General features: G+C 61.2%; 14 protein-coding genes. 7 read left to right on the top strand and 7 right to left on the bottom strand.

All coding sequences use genetic code 11. The features are described 5' to 3' along the window. Positions 1-53: 53 nt before the first annotated feature. Positions 54-926, bottom strand: coding sequence for a 4-hydroxybenzoate octaprenyltransferase (gene ubiA / locus EGY12_RS05220; protein WP_047573515.1), 873 nt, complete (start codon positions 924-926; stop codon positions 54-56). 17 nt (positions 927-943) lie between these two features. After that, complete coding sequence (ubiC, locus tag EGY12_RS05225; RefSeq protein ID WP_123892789.1) at positions 944-1459, bottom strand: chorismate lyase; 516 nt, start codon at positions 1457-1459, stop codon at positions 944-946. A 391-nt stretch (positions 1460-1850) separates the two neighbouring features. Here ubiC and EGY12_RS05230 point away from each other — a divergent pair, with 391 nt between their 5' ends. From EGY12_RS05230 to EGY12_RS05240, 3 genes are read left to right on the top strand one after another with little or no spacing between them, the layout of a single operon-like run. Beyond that, on the top strand, positions 1851-3233 hold the full coding sequence (locus tag EGY12_RS05230) for an MFS transporter (RefSeq protein ID WP_123892790.1): 1383 nt from the start codon (positions 1851-1853) through the stop codon (positions 3231-3233). 24 nt (positions 3234-3257) lie between these two features. Continuing rightward, a complete protein-coding gene (locus EGY12_RS05235) occupies positions 3258-4259 on the top strand; it encodes a LacI family DNA-binding transcriptional regulator (protein ID WP_123892791.1) in 1002 nt (333 codons plus the stop codon). A 21-nt stretch (positions 4260-4280) separates the two neighbouring features. Next, entirely contained in the window at positions 4281-5264 is a 984-nt protein-coding gene (locus tag EGY12_RS05240; protein WP_123892792.1) for a nucleoside hydrolase, read from the top strand. Between the two features lie 55 nt (positions 5265-5319). Here the strand turns inward: EGY12_RS05240 and malM are convergent, their stop codons facing one another. The 4 genes from malM to EGY12_RS23450 all read right to left on the bottom strand — a co-directional run bounded on the left by malM (position 5320) and on the right by EGY12_RS23450 (position 9712). After that, positions 5320-6219, bottom strand: a complete 900-nt coding sequence (gene malM / locus EGY12_RS05245) for a maltose operon protein MalM (RefSeq protein WP_123892793.1) — start codon at positions 6217-6219, stop codon at positions 5320-5322. 97 nt (positions 6220-6316) lie between these two features. Continuing rightward, positions 6317-7609, bottom strand: coding sequence for a maltoporin (locus EGY12_RS05250; protein WP_049288181.1), 1293 nt, complete (start codon positions 7607-7609; stop codon positions 6317-6319). A gap of 29 nt (positions 7610-7638) precedes the next feature. Further along, the gene (malK, locus tag EGY12_RS05255) at positions 7639-8748 is read right to left on the bottom strand and encodes a maltose/maltodextrin ABC transporter ATP-binding protein MalK (RefSeq protein WP_123892794.1); all 1110 of its coding nucleotides are present in this window, start codon (positions 8746-8748) and stop codon (positions 7639-7641) included. Beyond that, the gene (locus EGY12_RS23450; RefSeq protein ID WP_123892795.1) at positions 8741-9712 is read right to left on the bottom strand and encodes a hypothetical protein; all 972 of its coding nucleotides are present in this window, start codon (positions 9710-9712) and stop codon (positions 8741-8743) included. Before EGY12_RS23450 ends, malK begins: the two co-directional genes overlap by 8 nt. A 358-nt stretch (positions 9713-10070) precedes the next feature. Here EGY12_RS23450 and malE point away from each other — a divergent pair, with 358 nt between their 5' ends. The 3 genes from malE to malG all read left to right on the top strand — a co-directional run bounded on the left by malE (position 10071) and on the right by malG (position 13925). Then, positions 10071-11264: a maltose/maltodextrin ABC transporter substrate-binding protein MalE gene (gene malE, locus EGY12_RS05265; RefSeq protein WP_025304464.1), complete on the top strand. Its 1194-nt coding sequence runs from the start codon at positions 10071-10073 to the stop codon at positions 11262-11264. Positions 11265-11445: 181 nt separating this feature from the next. Continuing rightward, positions 11446-13023, top strand: a complete 1578-nt coding sequence (gene malF, locus EGY12_RS05270; protein ID WP_123892796.1) for a maltose ABC transporter permease MalF — start codon at positions 11446-11448, stop codon at positions 13021-13023. Positions 13024-13034: 11 nt separating this feature from the next. Then, positions 13035-13925: a maltose ABC transporter permease MalG gene (malG, locus tag EGY12_RS05275; protein WP_004936696.1), complete on the top strand. Its 891-nt coding sequence runs from the start codon at positions 13035-13037 to the stop codon at positions 13923-13925. Positions 13926-14080: 155 nt separating this feature from the next. On the opposite strand, the gene psiE is transcribed toward malG, so the two are convergent. Beyond that, a complete protein-coding gene (gene psiE / locus EGY12_RS05280) occupies positions 14081-14488 on the bottom strand; it encodes a phosphate-starvation-inducible protein PsiE (RefSeq protein WP_015379238.1) in 408 nt (135 codons plus the stop codon). Between the two features lie 225 nt (positions 14489-14713). On the opposite strand from psiE, the gene EGY12_RS05285 reads away from it, so the two are divergent. Next, positions 14714-16147, top strand: coding sequence for a capsule assembly Wzi family protein (locus EGY12_RS05285; RefSeq protein WP_123892797.1), 1434 nt, complete (start codon positions 14714-14716; stop codon positions 16145-16147). Positions 16148-16176: the final 29 nt, after the last annotated feature.

Genomic DNA, 16176 nt, shown 5'->3' on the forward strand with positions numbered 1-16176 from the left:
GCAAAAACAAAAGGCACCCTGTGGGGTGCCTTTTTTCTTGCTCAGGGGAACCGTTACGCCGGCAGATAGCTCAGCGCGATGCCGATAAACACCACCAGCCCGACGTAGTTGTTCTGCAGAAAAGCTTTGAAGCAGGCTTCACGCTCGCGCCCGGCGATCTGTTTTTGCTGATGAATGAATAGTGCGCCCGCCAGCAGCAGCGACCAGTAAAACGCCCCGCCGAGCTGCGCCAGATAACCGACCCACACCAGCAGCAGCAGCGTCGCGAACTGCAGCAGCCCGACGATCAGCTTGTCATAACGGCCGAACAGGATAGCGGTGGATTTGATGCCGATCTTCAGGTCATCGTCGCGATCGACCATCGCATACAGCGTGTCATAGGCCACCGTCCAGCAGATGTTGGCCAGCAGCAGCAACCAGCAGCTGAGCGGCAGCGATTCGCTGACCGCCGCGTAGCCCATCGGAATGCCCCAGCCGAACGCGGCGCCCAGCACGAACTGCGGCAGGTTGGTTACCCGCTTCATGAACGGATATACCCAGGCCAACGCCAGCGCCGCCAGCGACAGCCAGATGGTCATCGCATTCAGCGTCAACACCAGGCAGAACGAGATCAGCACCAGCACCACGAACAGCACCTTGGCCTCTTTCGCGCTCACCCGGCCGCTCGGCATTGGCCGCCCGGCAGTGCGTTTCACGTAGCCGTCCACCGCGCGATCGGCGTAATCATTCACCACGCAGCCGGCAGCGCGCATCAGGAACACGCCGAGCACGAACACCAGCAAAATCGACAGCGGCGGCACGCCTTTCCCGGCCAGCCACAGCGCCCACAGCGTCGGCCACAGCAGCAACAGCGTGCCGATCGGTTTATCAATGCGCATCAAATGGCTGTAAGCCCGCCATTTACTTTGAGTCACGCTTCCCTCCAAGGTCTTGCTCTCCTCTCTTATGCAGGAACCGCTGAATACAGCGGCGAAGCCGGTAAAAACAGTTCAGTCAGCAGCAGCGGTTTACCCGCCAACCGTAGCCGTGAGCGACGCGCCCACAGCGCGTCTTGCCGGCCGATATGGATATAGTCGCGGGTCAGATCGCCGCTGCTGAACAGGTAGCGCCCCAGGGGTAGCGTGCCCAGATCCACCAGCGCCTGGTCGGGGCCGGTCAGCGTATTTTCCGGGATCACCGTGCGCCCCAGCAGCCAGGGCTGGTCGTCGCCCAGCAGCACCACTTCGCGCAGCCAGTAGCGCGGGCTGTCGGGCAGGTGGCTCGCCTCGTCGCCCAGCGCCTCGCGCGTGACGAAGCATTCGCGCTGCGGTTCGACGCGCACCTGGGCGCAATGGCGTTCAAATCGGCGGGTCATGGAGCCTAACTCCATCAGCCAGTCGCTGACGGTGGCGGGCGCCGGAGGATCCTGTTCGGACAGCCACTCCAGCGGCGGCAGGATGGAATCCCTGATGCCAGACATTGCTTTACTCCTCGCCTGAACCGCAGCCGGTACGGCGCGCCAGACGATACAAACTGTTAACAGGCCCCCATTGTAGCGCAGAAATACGAAAGCGGCAGGCTGATTCGTGGCGAAAGCGCCGGTGGCATCCGCCGGAAAAACCGGGCTTCTGTCATCTTTTTGCCATCCGCGTTCTCTATCTTCGTTCCCCGGCACGATGACGGTTCTGTGATCGCCTGCAAAGTTTCATCTTTGTCGCGTTGTTTTATCTACGCGCGTAGATACTCTGACATCGCAGCGTTGAATCGCCATGCGTCTGACATCATTGGTCGGCACACCTTATTGCCGGCACCAGGGAAACCATCTTTAACCGCGCCCCTCATGGCGCAGAACAAAAGAGGATAGTACTGCCATGAGCGAAACAACGCTTGCCACTCCACAGACCGCCGACGCCGCGCTGGCGGCCGATGAACGCCTGGCAACCAAAGAGGGGCGCAGCCAATTTTGGCGCGCCACCTTCTCCTGCTGGCTCGGCACCGCCATGGAATACGTCGATTTCGCACTGTACGGCCTGGCGGCCGGTATGGTGTTCGGCGACGTGTTCTTCCCCGAAGCCACGCCGCTGGTCGCCCTGCTGGCCAGCTTCGCCACCTACTCCGTCGGCTTCGTCGCGCGGCCGATCGGTGCGCTGGTGTTCGGCTGGATAGGCGATCGCAAAGGCCGCCGTGTGGTGCTGATTACCACCGTGGCGCTGATGGGCGTTTCCACTACGCTGATCGGCCTGATCCCATCCTATGCACAAATCGGCGTTTGGGCGCCCATCTGCCTGGTGATCCTGCGCTTCGCGCAGGGGTTCGGCGCCGGCGCGGAGCTGTCCGGCGGCGCCGTGATGCTGGCGGAATACGCGCCGGCCAAACGGCGCGGGCTGGTGGCGTCGATCATCGCCATCGGCTCCAACAGCGGCACCCTGCTGGCGTCGCTGGTCTGGCTGCTGGTGCTGCAGCTCGACAAGGAAGACCTGATGAGCTGGGGCTGGCGCATTCCGTTCCTCGCCAGCATTCTGATCGCCGGGGTGGCGCTGTACCTGCGCCGCCACGTGCGGGAAACGCCGGTCTTCGAACGCGAACTGCAGCAAAACCACCAGCGCATGCTGGACGCTGCCCAGGCCGCACCGGACTCACGCAGCTACCTGCAGCGCACCAAGGCGTTCTGGGTGATGCTCGGCCTGCGCATCGGCGAAAACGGCCCCTCCTACCTCTGCCAGGGCTTTATCGTCGGCTACGTCGCCAAGGTGCTGATGGTCGATAAATCGGTGCCGGCGCTGGCGGTGCTGATCGCCTCGCTGTGCGGCTTTCTGGTGATCCCGCTGGCCGGCTGGCTGTCCGATCGCTTCGGCCGCCGCGTCACCTACCGCGGGTTCTGCCTGCTGCTGGTGCTGTACGCCTTCCCGGCGTTCTGGCTGCTCGACAGTCGTGAACCGGCGATCGTCATCTCGGTGATCGTGGTCGGCATGTGCATCGCGTCGCTGGGGATCTTCGGCGTGCAAGCGGCCTACGGCGTCGAACTGTTCGGCGTGAAGAACCGCTACTCCAAGATGGCGTTCGCCAAAGAGCTCGGTTCGATCCTCTCCGGCGGTACCGCGCCGCTGATCGCCACCGCGCTGCTGTCCGGTTTCGGTCACTGGTGGCCTATCGCGGCCTATTTTGTTGTAATGGCGGGCATCGGCTTAATCACCACCTTCTTTGCTCCCGAAACTCGCGGCCGCGATCTCAACCTGCCGCAGGATGCCGCGTAGCGAAAAGGCGAACAGGATCTCAATTTGGATAATCACTCCGCGCGACGCGTTACCCGCGCCGACGTGGCCCGCGTAGCGGGCACCTCCGTCGCCGTGGTCAGCTACGTGATCAACAACGGCCCGCGCCCGGTGGCGGAAGCCACCCGGCTGCGCGTGCTGGCGGCGATCGAGCAGACCGGTTACCGGCCGAACGACATCGCGCGGGCGCTGGCCTCCGGCAGCACGCAAACCTACGGGCTGGTGGTGCCGGATATTTCCAACCCGTTCTTCGCCACTCTGGCGCGGGCGCTGCAACAAGAGGCCTTCAACCGCGGCCGCGTGCTGCTGCTAGGGGACGCCGGCGACGATCGTCAGCGCGAATATGAGTTGATCAACAACCTGCTGCGACGCCAGGTCGACGGCCTGCTGTACACCAGCGTCGATCGCCACCCGTGGTTCGATCTGATCCGCGCTTCCGGTACGCCCTGCGTGATGATAGACACCATCGACAGCCAATCCGGCGTCTGCGCCATTCGCGTCGACGAGCGCGACGCCGCCTGCCAGGCGACTCGCCATCTGCTGCAGCACGGCTATCGCGACGTCGGCATTTTTATCGGCCCGCTGACCATGCTCAACGCGCAGGATCGCCTGAACGGCTGGCGCGATGCGCTGCTGGAGGCGGGCATTGCGCCACGCGACGAGTGGATTTTCGAGGCGCCTTACACCCGCCAGGGCGGTTACCAGGCCACCCAACATCTGGTGCAAGGCCCGCGTCCGCGCGCCGTTTTCACCTCCAACGAGCAGCAGGCGCTCGGCTGCCTGTCGGCGCTGGCGGAGCATGGGTTACGCGCGCCGGACGATCTGGCGCTGATCTGTTTTAACGGCACGCAGCAATCCGAGTTCAGCGTGCCGCCGCTCAGCGCAGTCGAGCAGCCGATCGACGCCATGGCCAAGCGGGCCATCGCCATGCTGGCCGCCGGTGCCGCGCCCGCCGAGCTGCATGAATTCGCTTTTCAACTGCGCATCCGCCATTCGTGCGGCTGTTAGCGGTTTTTCAGGACACCTTATATGCGTTTAATCATTGATTGCGATCCCGGCAACGGCGTTCCCGGCGCCAACGTCGACGACGGCCTGGCGCTGGCCCTGGCGCTGGCGGCCAAACCGCAGCTGCAGCTGGAGCTGATCAGCATCGTGGCCGGCAACACCCCGCGCGAAGTGGGCTTCGCCGTCGCCACCGAGCTGCTGGCGCAGAGCGGTTATCAGATCCCTGTGGCACTCGGCGCGGCGCGCGCCCTGAGCGAGCCGCCGGAGCCGTGGCGCGCACATCTGGACCGCCCGATCGCCGATCCGAAACTGGCGGCGCTGTGGCGTGACTTGCCCACGCCCTCGCCGGCCAACGCGCCCGTACCGGACGCCGCCATCGCCATCGGCGAACTGATCTGCCGGCATCCCGGCGAGATCACGCTGGCGGCGATCGGCCCGCTGACCAACGTTGCGCACGCCATGCAGCTTTACCCACGGATGGCGCAGGCGGTGAAAGAGATCGTGATCATGGGCGGCGTGTTCAACGTCGACGGGTACATCAAGGACACCAATTTCGGTTTGGATCCGGAAGCGGCGCGGCTGGTGTTGAACAGCGGCGCTGCCATCACGCTGGCGCCGTTGGACGTCACTACCCAGACCATGCTGACCCAGGCGGATTTGGCCGAGTTAACCCAGCCGGATACCCCGCTGTGCCGCTATTTACGCGCCACCACGCAACCGTGGATCGACTATTCGCGCCATACGCGGCACCTGCCGGGTTGCTGGATCCATGATGCGCTGGTGATCGCCTGGCTGCTGGCTCCGCAGCTGGTCACGACCGAGATGTTCCATGTGGACGTGGCGCTGGAAGGGGCGTTGACGCGCGGCAGTTCACGCCGCTGGAGGCCGGACAGCCTGCGCCTGACGGTCGGCATGCCGGCGCCGCAGGGCAAGCCGGTGCGCGTCATGCAGCAGGTGGACAACGCTCGTCTGCTGGCGTTGATCGGCGCAACGCTGGCCCGCGGATGAAAAAAGGTGCGCCAAAGCGCACCAATCATCGAGCCAGCATCGGCAGCGCCGGGTGTTACCCCTTGCCTTTAACGCTGCTGATAAATGTTTTACGCGCGGTGGTCGAGCCCAGTTTCTCGGCCTCATTCATCAGCTTCAGCGCCTTGTCGATATCGCCCGCCTTCACCGCCTGTTTGATGCCGTTATTGAAGTAGCTTTCGGTATCGTTGAGCATCGGCTCCGCCGGTTTCTCCGGCACCGGTGCCGCCACGGCAGCCGGAGCAGTCGAACCCACCACCACCGGCGCCGCGGTCGGCGCAGGCTGCAACATGCCGATCATCACGTTGCCGGTTCCCTGTTCAGCGGTGACCTTAAGCTTCAGCGTGCCGGTCGTCGCGTGGCCGGCGATCGGATCCGGGATATCCGGCACCGCGTTGCCCACCCCCTGCGCGTAGGCCTTGGCCGGGTTGGTCAGCTGCGTGGTTTTCGCCAAATCCTGACGGGTGGTGTACACCAGCAGGTAAATCTGTTTTTGACCGAGCGCCGGCGTCAGCTTCAGCGTGCCTTCGAGGCGATCGGAGGACATCGCCCCCGGCGGCTGATACGGGAAGTAGCTGCTCGGGTAATATGCCGCCGGGCGCAGGTGCTCATCCAGCACCAGCACGCTCGGCGCGTAAAGCGAATTGTTTTTGGCGAGGCTGCTCAGCGTCACTTCCAGCGAACCGCGATCGGCCGGCAGCGTATAGGCGGCGATCGCCCCCTGGATCTCGCCCTGATTGAGTTGCGGGCTGACGGCGTCGAGCTTCACCTCTTGCGACACCGGCGGCTGCAGCGGCTGCCACGGCAGGCTTTGCAGCGTGGCGGCGCTGATGGCCGGCGCGACGGAAACGTTGGCCGGCGTATCGGCATTGGCCGCCAGAGGCGCGCCGACGGTCAGCGCCAGCGACAGGCAGAGTGACAGCAGATTCTTTTTCATCGTTATATCCTCTTTCAGCGCCGCGACGGTTCAGGCAAGAGATCCGGCCGCGGCGAATGCGGTTGGGGGAGAGCCTTCGGCTCTCCCCGTCCTGTCGTTACCACCAAATTTCCATCTGGGCGCCGAAGGTGACTTCGTCATCCTTGCCGCGACTGAAGGTATGCATGCTGGTGTCGTTGTAAGCGGTGCCGGCGTTATACCCGGTGTCGTCACCGGTAGCGTAGCCCCACTTCTCATCCCACTTGGCGTAGGTGGCGAACAGACGGATGGCCGGACGCGACCAGATGCTGTTGCCCGCCTGCCACTGCTGCGCCAGGGTCACTTTGTACTGGCCGTTGCGATCGCCGGTGCGCTGGGATTTGACGTTGTCGTAGCCGGCTTCCAACAGGGTGCTCATGATCGGCGTCCATTTGTACATCGGGCGTACGCCCACGGTATACCAGGTGGTGCCGTTGTTGTTGTCGCGGTCGATATCCTGGAACATGGCGACGTACATCAGCGCCCATTGATCGTTGAAGTCGATGGCGCCGTGATCCAGCACGCGGATCATCTTGCCGTTGTTATCGATGGTAGCGCCTTCGTTGCGGCCGTTGTTCTGCGAGGTCATCGAGTCGGTGGCGTACTGCACCACGAATTTGTTGTAACCGTTCAGGATGCTTTGGGTGTGTTCCGCGGTGAACATCCAGCCGTCTTTGCTGGCGCCGTCGGCCAGGTGGTAGTGGTCCTGCGCATTGGCACGGCCGTAGTCCACGCCCAGCTCCAGGGTGCCGCCCGGGTTCAGCTCCAGCCCAGCCAAGCGCACATCGAAGGTGTCGTTGACGGTCGGGCGCTGTTTCCATTCGTTATCCAGGTAGCCGTAAGAGCCGCCGGACTCCGAGTTGCGGGTCACGGCAGCGGACAGCTTGCCGAAGCCCAGATCGATGTTTTCCAGACCGGCGCCGGGGCCGGAGATATCCCAGTAGTAGAAGTCGATCATGTGAACGTCATGACGCTGATAGAAGCGCTTACCGGCCCACAGCGTGGAGCCCGGCAGCCAGTCGATCAGGTTTTTACCCTGCACGTTGACTTCGCGGAAGCCCGGGGTCACATCTTCCCAGTCTGAACGTTGCGAGACCGAATAGGCCAGGTTGGTGTCGAAATAGAAGCTCTTGTCGCCTTCTTTCCACACTTCCTGCCCCAGTTTCAGCTCGGCGTAGGTTTCGCATTCGTTGCCGAGACGGTATTTGCTCGCGGCGCCAGTGGCCTTGAAGCACTGTTGCTCACCGCCGCTGCCGGTCCAGCCGATGCCGGAACGGGCGTAACCGTGGAAATCCACGGCCAGCGCCTGGGTAGAGAGAACACCGGCGGCGACAGCCAGTGCCAGAGGAAGTTTGCGCAGAGTAGTCATCATTATTCTCCTGTTATACCGACTTTGATGCTTTAAACGCCCGGCTCCTGGTGCAGCCGTTTACATGCCGTACCGTCTTCACGGAACAGGTGGCAGCGGTGAGGCGGCAGGCCGATGGCGAATGTGGCACCTTCTTCTACCAGCACCACGTCATTCTGGCGGTACACCAGGTTTTGACGGATGGCCGGGATTTGGATGTGGATTTGCGTCTCGTTGCCGAGCTGCTCCACCACCTGTACGTCGCCGGTAAGCCGCACTTCAGAGGCCTCACCGGGCAGCAGATGTTCAGGGCGAATGCCCAGTGACAGGTTGGCACCGGGTTGAACGCCCGCGCCTTCGACCGGCAGCCAGACCAACTGACGGTTGGGCAGTTCGACCTGCACCTGTTGCGGCTGCACGGCGGTCACCTTGACCGGCAGGAAGTTCATCTTCGGCGAGCCGATGAACCCGGCGACGAAGCGGTTAGCCGGGTAGTGGTACAGTTCCAGCGGCTTGCCGACCTGCGCCACGCGACCGGCGTCGAGCACCACGATCTTGTCGGCCAGCGTCATCGCTTCGACCTGATCGTGGGTGACGTAAATCATGGTGCGCTGCAGGCGCTTGTGCAGACGGGAGATCTCGATACGCATCTGCACTCGCAGCGCGGCGTCGAGGTTGGACAGCGGTTCGTCGAGCAGGAACACGTCCGGCTCGGCCACCAGCGTGCGGCCGATCGCCACGCGCTGACGCTGCCCGCCGGACAGCGCTTTCGGCCGCCGATCGAGCAAGTGCGCCAACTGCAGCACCTCGGAGACCTGATTCACCCGTTGATTGATTTCCGCTTTCCTGGCGCCGGCCAGCTTCAGGCCGAACGACATGTTGTCCGCCACCGACAGGTGCGGATACAGCGCATAAGACTGGAACACCATGCCGATACCGCGCTCGGAAGGCGGCACCTCATTCATACGTTTCTCGCCGATCAGCAGCTCGCCGGAGGTGATGTCCTCCAGCCCGGCGATCATGCGCAACAACGTCGATTTACCGCAGCCCGACGGCCCGACAAACACCACAAACTCGCCGTCTTCGATGGTCAGATTGACGTCTTTTGAAATCACGGCCTCACCGAAGGCCTTATAAACGCTGCGCAGTGTCACGCTAGCCATGCGTTACTCCCCTGCTTTCGCAGTTAACATGTCGTGTGAAAATGGCGGAGGCAAAGCCCGCCAAAACCCATTGATGACCCTCTTGCTGCGCGCCGTACTGCCATGCCAACGGCAAGGTCGCCTCAGACGGCGCGGCCGCCTGAGTATAAGGCTGCAGGTTTATCAGCGCTTCAAGGCATTGATCCTGATGGGTAATAAGTAGGCGCACCACGCCGTCCCGCTGGCTGATCGCGCTCAGCTCACCGCGCTGGATGAGCGGCGAACGGCGCAGGGCCAGCAGCGCCTGGCAATAACGTAAGGTGGAGTGGCTGTCGTGCTGTTGGCGGCTGATGGCCAATGCGCGGTGTTCGATCGCCACCTGCTGATACCAGCTGATTTCGCCGGCGGTGACCTGTTCGGGAGCCTCATGCCACGGCATCGGCGTTTGCGCGCCGCGCGGATCCTGCAAGCCGGCGGCATGCGGCAGCCCCAGCTCTTCGCCCTGATACAGGCAGATCGGCGCCGGCAACATCGCCAGCAGCGTCAGAAAAGCGGCGGCGGAACGCAGGTCACCCTGCCCCCAACGGCTGACCACTCGGGGCTGTTCGGCGTCGCCGGTGCTCCACAGGCTGTCCGCCAACGAGCCTCGGCGGGCATGCAGCACCGCCACCAGCCTCTCTGCGCTGAACGGCATCACGTCCAGCGCCAATGCGCCGTGGGCGAACCGCTGCGGCGCGGCCGCATTGCGCACGCGGTTGGCTTCATCGGCGTACCACAGCGTCAGTCCTTCGCCCGTCACCGCCGCTTCAGCCTCCGGCGCCAGCGCCTGCGGCAGCAACACGCCGTCAATCGACAGCGCTTTCAGATATGGCAGCGCCGCCAGCATGCCATGCGCGTCACCCACGCCGTCCCCGTTTCCGTCACGGAAACTGGCCGGATGGATCCGGTACAGGGTGGGCTGGGTGACGATAGGCATTGACGACATAAATCCGGTACCCCTGCTGCGCGTGGCGTTGAAAATCAATGGGCCGATAGTGCGGGAGTCGCCGGAAAGGGTAATCATCCGTAACAGGATTTTTCATGGGGGAGGAGGCGGGAGGATGAGAGAACGACCGCAGCGATGAGAAGTTCCGCGCTTAAGGCAAATCTGTGATCCGGCTGGCAAAAATCGCCCCCCTATTTTGTGCCTGACGCCACAGAATAGAGCGCAACGTTAACTGGATCACACTCCTCATCTCAGGGGCGTAGAGGGGGGGAGGATGAGAATATGTCGCGTTGTGACCCACTATTACCGCGAAACGTCTCTCCTTGATTTATGTGCCCACAAAAAGAAGGATTGGATTATGACTCGCAGCATTACCCTCGCCCGTACGCTGGCGCTCTCGGCACTGGCCACCCTGGTGCTCTCTTCTTCCGCCTTCGCCAAGATCGAGGAAGGCAAACTGGTTATCTGGATCAACGGCGACAAGGGCTATAACGGTCTGGCCGAAGTCGGCAAGAAATTCGAAAAAGACACCGGCATCAAGGTCACCGTCGAGCACCCGGACAAGCTGGAAGAAAAATACCCACAGGTGGCCGCCACCGGTGACGGCCCCGACATCATCTTCTGGGCCCACGACCGCTTCGGCGGCTATGCGCAGTCCGGCCTGCTGGCCGAAATCCACCCGTCCAAAGCCTTCCAGGACAAGCTGTTCCCGTTCACCTGGGACGCCGTGCGCTATGACGGCAAGCTGATCGGCTACCCGATCGCCGTCGAGGCGCTGTCGCTGATTTACAACAAAGACCTGGTCAAACAGCCGCCGAAGACCTGGGAAGAGATCCCGGCGCTGGACAAACAGCTGCGCGCCAACGGCAAGAGCGCCATCATGTGGAACCTGCAGGAGCCCTACTTCACCTGGCCAATCATCGCCGCCGACGGCGGTTATGCTTTCAAGTATGAGAACGGCAAATACAACATCAAGGATGTCGGCGTCGCCAATGCCGGTTCGCAGGCCGGTCTGCAGTTCATCGTCGACCTGGTGAAAAACAAGCACATCAACGCCGATACCGATTACTCGATCGCCGAAGCCGCGTTCAACAAAGGCCAGACCGCGATGACCATCAACGGACCGTGGGCCTGGAACAACATCGAGCAGAGCAAAATCAACTACGGCGTGACGCTGCTGCCGACCTTCAAAGGCAAACCGTCCAAACCGTTCGTCGGCGTGCTGACCGCCGGCATCAACGCCGCCAGCCCGAATAAAGAGCTGGCGACCGAGTTCCTCGAGAACTACCTGCTGACCAACGAAGGGCTGGCGGACGTCAACAAAGACAAACCGCTGGGCGCGGTGGCGCTGAAGTCCTATCAGGAAGCGCTGGCCAAAGATCCGAAGATCGCCGCCACCATGCAGAATTCGCAAAACGGGGAAATCATGCCGAACATCCCGCAGATGAGCGCCTTCTGGTACGCCGAACGCAGCGCGGTGATCAACGCCGTCAGCGGCCGTCAGACGGTGAAAGCCGCGCTGGACGACGTGCAGACCCGTATCACCAAGTAATGATGTTGTGCGGGATTAACATCCCCTAAATAATTGGAGTTACACCGCGACGGCAAGTACGCACATCCCCGGGAGCATAGATAGCTATGTGACCGGGGTGAGTGGACGCAGCCAACAAAGGTGTAGCTCCAAGTATGAAGGGACCTGTGCCCCGCCGTTGCTTCACAGAAAGGAACGCCCTATGCAATTCGCTCACGCCGGGACGCCTGTGCGTAAAAAATCGAAGTGGTGGCAAAGCGACGTGCTGAAATGGCTGGTGGTCGGCCTGTTCAGCCTGGTGACCTGCTACCTGATTGTGTTGATGTATGCACAGGGTGAATACCTGTTCGCCATCCTGACGCTGATCCTGGTCAGCGCCGGGCTTTACGTCTTCGCCAACCGCCGCGCCTACGCCTGGCGCTATGTGTATCCCGGCATCGCCGGCATGGGGCTGTTCGTCCTGTTCCCGCTGATCTGCACCATCGCCATCGCCTTTACCAACTACAGCAGCACCAACCAGCTGACTTTTGAACGCGCACAATCGGTGCTGATGCAGCGCCAATTCCAGAGCGGCAAAACCTTTACCTTCGGCCTCTACCCGGCGGAAAACCAGCAGTGGCGCCTGCAGCTGACGCCGCCGGACAGCGAACAGCCGCTGATCTCCGAGCCTTTCCGCCTCGACGCCGCCCCGCCGCAAACCCTGAAACTGACGGTGCAGAGCGTCGCGCCGCAGGGCGAACGCGCCACGCTGCGAGCGATCACCCAGAATCGGCAGGCGCTGAGCCAGCTGGTGGCGCAGTTGCCCGACGGCGGTGAATTGCGCATGAGTTCCCTGCGCCAGTTCTCCGGTACCCGCCCGCTGTATGCGCTGGACAAAGACGGCAGCACGCTGACCAATAACCAGACTCAGGTCCGCTATCGACCGAACGGCGATATCGGCTTCTATCAGGCGATCAACGCCGACGGCGGCTGGGCGCAGGAAACCCTGAGCCCGGGCTATACCGTCACCACCGGCTGGAAAAACTTCCTGCGGGTGCTGCAGGACGAGGGCATCAAGAAACCGTTCGTGTCGATCTTCATCTGGACCATCGTGTTCTCGGTGATGACGGTGATCCTGACCGTGGCGGTCGGCATGGTGTTGGCCTGCGTGGTGCAGTGGGAGGCGCTGAAAGGCAAAGCGATATACCGCGTGCTGCTGATCCTGCCCTATGCGGTGCCGTCATTCATCTCGATCCTGATCTTCAAAGGTTTGTTCAACCAGAGCTTCGGCGAGATCAACATGATGCTCAGCCATCTGTTCGGCATCAAACCGGCCTGGTTCAGCGATCCGCTCACCGCCAAGAGCATGATCCTGATCGTCAACACCTGGCTCGGCTACCCGTACATGATGATCCTGTGCATGGGGCTGCTGAAAGCGATCCCGGACGATCTGTACGAGGCCTCGGCGATGGACGGCGCCAACCCGTGGCAAAACTTCTTCCGCATCACCTTACCGCTGCTGATCAAGCCGCTGACGCCGCTGATGATCGCCAGCTTCGCCTTCAACTTTAACAACTTCGTGCTGATCCAACTGCTGACCAACGGCGGCCCGGACATGATCGGCACCACCACGCCGGCCGGCTATACCGACCTGCTGGTCAGTTACACCTACCGCATCGCCTTCGAAGGCGGCGGCGGGCAAGACTTTGGGCTGGCGGCCGCCATCGCCACGCTGATCTTCCTGTTGGTGGGCGCGCTGGCGATCCTGAATTTGAAAGCCAGCAAGATGAACTTCGATTAGGGAGAATAACGATGGCCATGGTTCAACCCAAGTCCCAGCGCCTGCGCCTGTGGATCACCCATATTTTGATGCTGTGCTTTATCGCCCTGATCATGTTCCCGCTGCTGATGGTGGTGGCCATCTCGCTGCGCTCCGGCAACTTCGCCACCGGCAGCCTGATACCGGAAACTCTCTCCTGGGATCACTGGCGGCTGGCGCTCGGCTTCAGCGTCACCCACGCCGACGGCAGCGTGACGCCGCCGCCGTTCCCGGTACTGCTGTGGCTGTGGAACTCCATCAAGATCGCGGCGATCACCGCCATCGGCATCGTGACGCTGTCCACTACCTGCGCCTACGCCTTCGCCCGCATGCGTTTTCGCGGCAAGAGCACGCTGCTGAAAAGCATGCTGATCTTCCAGATGTTCCCGGCGGTGCTGTCGCTGGTGGCGCTGTACGCGCTGTTCGATCGCCTGGGCCAGTACATTCCGTTTATCGGCCTGAACACCCACGGCGGCGTGATCTTCGCCTATATGGGCGGCATCGCGCTGCACGTCTGGACCATCAAGGGCTATTTCGAAACCATCGACAACTCGCTGGAAGAGGCGGCGGCGCTGGACGGCGCCACGCCGTGGCAGGCGTTCCGTCTGGTGCTGTTGCCGCTGTCGGTGCCGATTCTGGCGGTGGTGTTCATTCTGTCATTTATCGCCGCCATCACCGAAGTGCCGGTCGCGTCGCTGCTGCTGCGCGATGTGAACAGCTATACGTTGGCGGTGGGAATGCAGCAATATCTCAACCCGCAGAACTACCTGTGGGGCGACTTCGCCGCCGCCGCGGTGCTGTCGGCGATACCGATTACCGCCGTGTTCCTGCTGGCGCAGCGCTGGCTGGTGGGCGGCCTGACGGCCGGCGGCGTGAAGGGGTAATTTGTGCCACTGCAGTGCGTTTGATGTCTTTCCTTATCTTTTACCCTATGGATTTCAAGTTACAGCGAGTGCAGTCAACAACGCTGTAGCTTGCAAGACGAAGGGTAATTATATCCTGTGTCTTTGGCGGCCTTTGGCCGCCATTTTTATCTCCGCTATTCCCGTTTCAGCCGATCGGTGTTGGCCAGATAGAGCGTCACCACCAGCACCAATATCGCCGCGGCGTAGATCAAGGTATCGATGGGATTCTTGTGGTCCACGATAATCAAACGAATAATCGCGGTAATGCCAATGTAAATAAAATAGCGCAGCGGGAAATGATAACCCGACTCAAAATACTTGACGATCAAGGCGATAAATTCAAAGTACAAGAAATAAATCACGATACCTTCAATCAACAGGTAAGAAGAGGATTCTTCGCTGTTGATAAATAACACCTTCGCCAGGTGGATGGTCTCCTTAACCAGAAACACCACCAGAATTGCCGCCAGCAGCAGCAAGCCTACGTTCAGTACCCGCTGAAGCCCTTTCGCTATCATTATCGAACGCGACGTTTTTGCCATAAAACCTCTCTCTGAATGCCGCTAATATGATTCAACCGTGCCAATATAGGCATTGTCTTAAAAATTACCCCCCGCGCGAAAGCACTTTAAACCCCATTTAATTCATAAAGTTATAATAAGATGTTTCTGACTTATAGATTTGTAGCAAATCGAAATGTCAACTATCATGGGTCACAGAGATCTTTACATAAAACCAATAACCTCGAATTAACAAGGGAATTCTTTATGCGCGCTAAACTTAACGGACTGGTCGCTGCAGGCCTGTTTACCTGTGCATTGTCCGGCCACGCCGCCGGCCTGGTAACCCCTGACAACGATCTGCGTAACGATCTCGCCTGGTTGTCTGACCGCGGCGTCATCAACGTCAGTTTGTCCACCTGGCCGCTGAGCCAGGAAGAGATCAGTTCCGTTATCGCGCAGGCCAAACCGGTCACCAATACCGAGAAAAACGTCATCGACCGCGTGCAGCGCCGTGTCGATGCCTTGAAAGCCAACATCCGCGTCAGCGGTTACGCGTCGACGGATAAACCCGGCACCCCGCAGGGCTTTGGTCAAAATGAGTACGCCGACGATCGCCTGACCATCGGCGCCGGCGCCAACGGCGAGTTCTGGGATGTGCGTCTGCAGGGCTCGGTGGAAGGCGATCAGCGCGTCAGCGACGGCTCCAAATTCAACATGAACGGCTCCTACGGCGCGGTGAAAATCTGGAACCAGTGGCTTTCCTTCGGCGAAGTTTCCCAGTGGTGGGGCCCTGGCTACGACGGCAGCCTGATCCGCTCCGACGCCGCACGCCCGGTGGCGGGCTTTATGCTGCAGCGCGCCGACCAATCACCGTTTGAAACCCCTTGGCTGTCGTGGATCGGCCGCTGGCAATACCAGCTGACCGCCGGCCAGCTGTCGCAGTACAGTGCCGTCCCGCATACCAAATTGTTTGGCGGTCGCTTCACCATGATGCCGACCGACTTCCTGGAGTTGGGGGCATCACGCGTCATGATGTGGGGTGGTGAAGGCCGTCCGCAGTCGTGGCATTCCTTCTGGGATGGCGTAACCGGTAACGATAACACCGGCGATCCGAAAAACGATCCGGGCAACCAGCTGGGCGGCTTTGATTTCAAACTCAAGCTGCAGCCGCTTATCGGCATGCCCGTCAGCCTTTATGGTCAGATTACCGGTGAAGACGAAGCAGGCATGCTGCCGTCACATAACGCCTACCTGTTGGGTCTGGAAGGGCACCCCGAGTGGGGCCCAACGACCATTAACTGGTATATCGAAGGTGCTGACACTCGTTCTGAATTCAGTACCAAGGATGTGATCTATCAACACTATGTTTATCGCGGCGGTTACTACCAGCAAGGTTACCCGCTAGGCCACCCGATGGGTGGTGACGGCCAGATGCTGTCCGGCCGCGTAGAGCTGGTGCTGGACGACAGCCAACGCTGGAGCACCCGCTTGGTATACGCCAAAGTGAACCCAAGCAATCAGAATTACAACAAGGCATTCCCGAAATCCGATACGCTGAAGGGCATCCAGGTCGGTTGGGGTTACACCTTCCCGTCTCAGGTTAAGTTCGACACCAGCCTGTGGTACACCGACAACGATCACAGCACCGCCGATGACGTGGGTGCGGGCGTCAGCTTCGAAGTGCCGATCAACCTGTAATTTTTTGCAGGCATAAAAAAACCCGCCGC

It is taken from the genome of Serratia sp. FDAARGOS_506, from assembly GCF_003812745.1.
Classification (GTDB): Bacteria; Pseudomonadota; Gammaproteobacteria; order Enterobacterales; family Enterobacteriaceae; genus Serratia.